The organism is Oerskovia sp. NPDC060287 (assembly GCF_042726775.1).
GTDB classification, from domain to species: domain Bacteria; phylum Actinomycetota; class Actinomycetes; order Actinomycetales; family Cellulomonadaceae; genus Oerskovia; species Oerskovia merdavium.
Genome location: NZ_JBHXBO010000258.1, coordinates 1 through 5,605 on the forward strand (window position 1 = coordinate 1; position 5,605 = coordinate 5,605).

Here is a 5,605-nt window from a genome sequence, read left to right on the forward strand (position 1 = left end):
CGGTGGGTCACCGACCGGCCGGCGCCCCGGCGAATCTCACGACCTCGTACGCGCGCTGCTCGTACTCCCCCACCGAACGCTCGACGACCTGCTCGAACGAGTCGCCCAGGGCGCCGAGCATCTCGTGCTCGACCCCTCCGGCCGCACCGGCCGCACCGGCCGGGGCCGCCGCCGGTCCACCCGGGTGAGCGGCGCCGTCGGGCGCGGCGCTCGTCACCACCACGAGACCCGTGCCTGGTTCCTCCCCGAGCACGCGGACCAGCCGCCCAGCCTCGCCCGTGGGACGAGCGTCGAGCTCGACGACCTCGACCGGTCCCCGCCAGCCCGCAGCCGCGAGCGCCAGCAACCCGACCGACGCGGGCAACCCGGCGGCGGGCAGCTCTTCCGCGCCCGGGGCGGGCGCCCATCCCCACCAGCGGGGCTCGACGCCGACCGCCTCGAGCGCAGGACGCAGCTCGCCCCGGCGTCCAGGCGCGCCTCGGGGCGCGGGCGCCACCACGACCACCCGGTCCACGTGCGCGACGAGGTCCCGGAGCGCACCGAGCACGTGCTCGCGCGTGTCCGCGAGCACCACGGCACTCCCGGCGACGCCGGGGACGAGGAGGGGGGTTCCAGGCAGGGCGACGGCACGGACGATCACGCGCGCCACGCTACCGCGCGAGCAGGACGATCCGCGCCGGGCGCGGGTAGGGTGGGCACATGAGGTTCTTCGGCGACAGACGGGGACAGCATTCCGGGAGAGGGGACCGCCCCGAGCCCGGGGACGGGTCGGGGCACGGCGGCGACGGCGGCCCGGACGAGAGCAGCCCCGTTGCACCAGACGGTGCGGGCGCCCCCTCGCTCGACGACGCGGCGCTGCACGCCTCGGTCGAGAGCCTCCTGCTCCGCGAGCTCGGCGGCACCATGATCGCCGACATCGACCACGACCAGATCCCCACGCCCCTGCGGCGAGGGCGCGTGCTCGAGTGGATCGCCGACGCCGGGTACAGCTACTTCATCGACGCCGAGGACGACGTCGGCGGGCTGTGGCACGGACGGCTCTTCTACTTCCTGCTCTTCGGCACGCACCAGGAGATCCTGCAGGTACGCGGCCAGTGGAACAGGGACATCACGATCGAGCGCCTCGAGGAGATCCTCGAGTTCTGCAACGAGTGGAACGCCGACCGCATCTGGCCCAAGGCCTACACGCGTGTGCGCGACAACGGCATGGTCCACGTCTTCACCGAGGTCACGGTGGACCTCGAGCACGGCGTCAACGACGACCAGCTCGACCAGCTGCTCCAGTGCGGCCTGTCGACCGGGTCCATGTTCTTCGACGCGCTCGACGAGTTCTACCCGGACCCGGCGAGGTCGGCACCATGAGTCCCGCCCCCCGCACCAGCTGGCTCGCGCGCCTGTTCGGCAACCACCGGCCCAAGCCCGTGGACGACGTGGCGATCGACGTCGAGCTCCCCACCCCCCTGTCGACCCGACGCATCGGCGACTACCTCTCGCGGCGCGGCTACCACTTCCGCATCGACGACGACGGCGACGTCACCGGGACCTGGGACGGCAACCGGTTCTGGTTCCTGCTGCTCGGCGAGCACCAGGAGATCCTCCAGGTCCGTGGACGCTGGTCGACGACCCTCCCCGTGACGTCCCGGCTCGCTGTCCTCCAGGCCGTCAACGACTGGAACCGCGAGCGCATCTGGCCCAAGGTCTACGTCCGCGAGGAGAGCCAGGGGCTGGCGCTGTACGCCGAGGTCTCGGTCGACCTCGAACGGGGCGCGACCGACGACCAGCTCGGCCAGGTCGTCTCGTGCGGGCTCGGGACCGCGGTCCAGCTGTTCAACACGATCGGCGGCCAGCTCCCGCCGGTGTGAGACGGGGCTCCTGTGGGTGGCGCGGTCGGCCCCGGCAGAGGGCCCGGGCGCGCCGGCCCGTCCGGAGGACGAGTCGGGCGCCCGCCCAGGATCGGCTCAGGGACGACGCAGGCTCGGCAGTCCCAGGCTGACCGGACCGCCTGCGGCCGGTGCACCGTGCGAGTGCCCGTGGTCGTCGCCGCCGCCCAGCCGCGTCTTCTCCCGGGCGACCCAGGCGTCACCCGCGCGCGTGCGGCGGACCGAGTAGGTGCCGGTCCCGCCCGCCCCCGTGACGCCGACCACGGCCGAGTCGGCGACCAGGTGGTACGGCGCGGACCGGGTCACCTCGACGGTCACCATGTCCCCGGGTCGGGGCAGGCGAGGGTCCAGGCCGTCGGCCAGGCGCGGGTCGTCGGCCAGGACGTCACCGTCACCGCGACCGGCCATGAGGGTGACGACGTCGTCGGGCACGGCCAGGTGCACCAGACGGTTGTCCGCCGCACGTCCCGTCAACCGGTGCGTGGCGCCGTCCTTGCGCCCCGACCCCTCGGTCACGAGCACCTCGACCGTGCGCCCGACCTGGCGCGCGGACTCCTCGGCGCTGACCCGGTCCTGGAGCGCCTGTAGCCGCTCGTAGCGCTCCTGGACGACCTCCTTGGGCAGCTGGTCCGGCAACGTCGCGGCGGGGGTCCCCGGGCGCTGGGAGTACTGGAACGTGAAAGCCGACGAGAACCGGGAGGCCTCGACGACGCGCAGCGTCTCGGCGAAGTCCTCCTCGGTCTCGCCCGGGAAGCCCACGATGAGGTCCGTCGTGATCGACGCGTCGGGCATGGCCTCGCGCACGCGGTCGAGGATCCCGAGGAACTTCTCCGAGCGGTAGGAGCGGCGCATGGCCCGCAGGACGCGGTCCGAGCCGGCCTGGAGCGGCATGTGCAGCTGGGGCATGACGTTGGGCGTCTCGGCCATGGCCGCGATCACGTCGTCGGTGAAGGCCGCAGGGTGCGGGGACGTGAAGCGCACCCGCTCGAGGCCCTCGATCTCACCGCACGCGCGCAGCAGCTTGGCGAACGCCCCACGGTCGCCGAACTCGACGCCGTAGCTGTTGACGTTCTGACCCAGCAGGGTCACCTCGATCGCACCCTGCTCGACGAGCGCCTGGACCTCGGCCAGGACCTGCCCCGGGCGCCGGTCACGCTCCTTGCCGCGCAGGTGCGGCACGATGCAGAACGTGCACGTGTTGTTGCAGCCGACGCTGATCGACACCCAGCCCGCGTAGACCGACTCGCGCTTGGTCGGCAGCGTCGACGGGAAGACCTGGAGCGACTCGGCGATCTCGACCTGCGCGGCCTCGTTGTGCCGTGCACGCTCGAGGAGCACGGGCAGGGCGTCGAGGTTGTGCGTGCCGAACACCACGTCGACCCAGGGAGCCTTCTCGACGATGCCCGACCGGTCCTTCTGCGCGAGGCAGCCCCCGACCGCGATCTGCATGCCGGGGCGCTTGGCCTTGATCGACGCGAGCTGGCCGAGGTTCCCGTACAGGCGCGTCGCGGCGTTCTCACGTACCGCGCACGTGTTGATGACGACGACGTCGGCGCGGTGCGCGGCCTCGTCGGCGGCCTCCGCGCGGGTGTAGCCGGCCTGCTCGAGCATGCCGGCCATGTGCTCGGAGTCGTGCACGTTCATCTGGCAGCCCAGCGTGCGGACCATGTAGGTGCGCGGCGCGGCCCCCGCAGGTGCGTCGGAGGGACCCGCGGCGGGGCTGTCTTCGGGGCGGAGGGCGGTGGAGAACATCACCGTCAAGGGTACGGCGCCGCACCCGCCCCACCGAAACGCGCGTTCCCCACCAGCCGGGCATCTGTTGCCCTTCTGTTGCCGAACTGTTGCCGGAAACAGTGGCGTGCGCAACAAATCCCCCCTAGGTTCATGAAATGGACGCGCAACCGAACACCCCGAGCGACGCTCCCGACGCGTCGCCCACCTCCTCCCTGCCCGCGCCCGCCGGGACCTCCCGTGACGACGAGCTCGGTGCCCCGCTCGTCGAGCTGCGCGGGGTGAACAAGCACTTCGGGGACCTCCACGTCCTCAAGGACGTCGACCTGACGGTGCGACGCGGTGAGGTCCTCGTCGTGATCGGCCCCTCGGGCTCGGGCAAGTCCACGCTCTGCCGGGCCATCAACCGGCTCGAGACCATCGACACGGGCACCATCGCGATCGACGGCGAGCCGCTCCCCGAGGAGGGCAAGGCCCTGGCCCGGCTCCGGTCGGACGTCGGGATGGTCTTCCAGTCGTTCAACCTCTTCGCCCACAAGACGATCCTCGACAACGTGACGCTCGGCCCGCTCAAGGTCCGGCGTATGAAGTCCGCGGACGCCAAGAAGGAGGCGCTGGCCCTGCTCGACCGCGTCGGGATCGGGAACCAGGCCGACAAGATGCCCGCCCAGCTCTCGGGCGGGCAGCAGCAGCGCGTGGCGATCGCACGGGCGCTGGCCATGCACCCCAAGGTCATGCTCTTCGACGAGCCCACCTCGGCCCTGGACCCGGAGATGATCAACGAGGTCCTCGACGTCATGGTCGCGCTGGCCAAGGAGGGCATGACCATGATCGTCGTGACCCACGAGATGGGCTTCGCGCGCAAGGCGGCGCACCGCGTCGTCTTCATGGCGGACGGCCAGATCGTCGAGGAGGCCCCGCCCGAGGAGTTCTTCACGAACCCCCAGAGCCACCGCGCCCAGGACTTCCTGTCCAAGATCCTGACGCACTGACCGCACGTCCGACACCAGCACACCGCCCCCGACCAGCACCTCCCCGCGCAGCACAGCACGCCCCACGGGTCCCGGCCTCGACGAAGAGCCCGGCGACCACCTGCAAGAACCGACAGCTCGACCGGCCACGAACCAGCCGGGCGGAGCGGGTGACCACCAGGTCCCCCGTGACGGCTCGGCACGACGAAGGGGAAGACACCATGCGAGCACGCACCAGAACCGGAGGGCTCCTCGCCCTCACCGCAGCCACCGCCCTGATCCTCGGCGCCTGCAGCGGCGGCACCGACGACTCGGGCGGCGAGACCGACGCCGCCACGACCGGTGGCGGCGGCGAGAAGATCACGATCGGCATCAAGTTCGACCAGCCGGGCCTCGGCTTCAAGGAGGGCGACACCTACACGGGGTTCGACACCGACGTCGCCCGCTACGTCGCCGAGAAGCTGGGCTACTCGGAGGACCAGATCGAGTGGAAGGAAGCACCGTCCGCCCAGCGCGAGACGCTGCTGAGCACCGACCAGGTCGACATGATCTTCGCGACGTACTCGATCACCGACAAGCGCAAGGAGACCGTCGCGTTCGCCGGTCCGTACTTCGTCGCCGGGCAGGACCTGCTCGTCGCCGAGGACAACACCGACATCAAGGGCCCTGAGGACCTCGAGGGCAAGAACCTCTGCTCGGTCACGGGATCCACGTCCGCGCAGCGCATCAAGGACGAGTACGCCGCCGGGGTCCAGCTCCTCGAGCAGCCCGGCTACGCCGAGTGCGTCACGGCCCTGCTCTCGGGCCAGGTCGACGCGGTCACCACGGACGACATCATCCTGGCCGGCCTCGCTGCCCAGCCTGCGAACAAGGGCAAGGTCAAGGTCGTCGGGGCGCCGTTCTCGACCGAGCGCTACGGCGTCGGGATCCCGCAGAGCAGCGACAAGTGCGAGGACATCAACGCCGCGATCACCGAGATGATCGAGGACGGGTCGTGGGAGGAGGCCATCACGACCAACACCG

The 5,605-nt window shown here is 71.4% G+C and carries 6 protein-coding genes; 4 read left to right on the forward strand and 2 right to left on the reverse strand.

Annotated elements, in window-relative coordinates; all coding sequences use genetic code 11:
- Positions 1-7 precede the first annotated feature (7 nt).
- Entirely contained in the window at positions 8-640 is a 633-nt protein-coding gene (locus ACFWFR_RS16925; protein WP_377623773.1) for a hypothetical protein, read from the reverse strand.
- Positions 641-699: 59 nt separating this feature from the next.
- Here ACFWFR_RS16925 and ACFWFR_RS16930 point away from each other — a divergent pair, with 59 nt between their 5' ends.
- Together ACFWFR_RS16930 and ACFWFR_RS16935 are read left to right on the forward strand one after the other, a co-directional pair.
- Positions 700-1,362: a YbjN domain-containing protein gene (locus ACFWFR_RS16930; protein ID WP_191803958.1), complete on the forward strand. Its 663-nt coding sequence runs from the start codon at positions 700-702 to the stop codon at positions 1,360-1,362.
- Complete coding sequence (locus ACFWFR_RS16935; protein WP_191803956.1) at positions 1,359-1,862, forward strand: YbjN domain-containing protein; 504 nt, start codon at positions 1,359-1,361, stop codon at positions 1,860-1,862. The genes ACFWFR_RS16930 and ACFWFR_RS16935 overlap by 4 nt, the downstream gene beginning before the upstream one ends.
- Positions 1,863-1,958: 96 nt before the next feature.
- Here the strand turns inward: ACFWFR_RS16935 and miaB are convergent, their stop codons facing one another.
- Entirely contained in the window at positions 1,959-3,632 is a 1,674-nt protein-coding gene (miaB, locus tag ACFWFR_RS16940) for a tRNA (N6-isopentenyl adenosine(37)-C2)-methylthiotransferase MiaB (RefSeq protein WP_377623774.1), read from the reverse strand.
- Between the two features lie 137 nt (positions 3,633-3,769).
- Here miaB and ACFWFR_RS16945 point away from each other — a divergent pair, with 137 nt between their 5' ends.
- Positions 3,770-4,603: an amino acid ABC transporter ATP-binding protein gene (locus ACFWFR_RS16945; RefSeq protein WP_191803952.1), complete on the forward strand. Its 834-nt coding sequence runs from the start codon at positions 3,770-3,772 to the stop codon at positions 4,601-4,603.
- 200 nt (positions 4,604-4,803) lie between these two features.
- Positions 4,804-5,605, forward strand: an 802-nt coding sequence (locus tag ACFWFR_RS16950; RefSeq protein WP_377623775.1) for a glutamate ABC transporter substrate-binding protein, incomplete at its 3' end; no start/stop codon positions are given.

Excerpts from the sequence above, each read along its gene's own strand:
- ACFWFR_RS16930 (WP_191803958.1), top strand. The coding sequence starts at position 700 with ATGAGGTTCTTCGGCGACAGACGGGGACAGCATTCCGGGAGAGGGGAC.
- ACFWFR_RS16945 (WP_191803952.1), top strand. The coding sequence starts at position 3,770 with ATGGACGCGCAACCGAACACCCCGAGCGACGCTCCCGACGCGTCGCCC.
- miaB (WP_377623774.1), bottom strand. The coding sequence starts at position 3,632 with ATGTTCTCCACCGCCCTCCGCCCCGAAGACAGCCCCGCCGCGGGTCCC.
- ACFWFR_RS16935 (WP_191803956.1), top strand. The coding sequence starts at position 1,359 with ATGAGTCCCGCCCCCCGCACCAGCTGGCTCGCGCGCCTGTTCGGCAAC.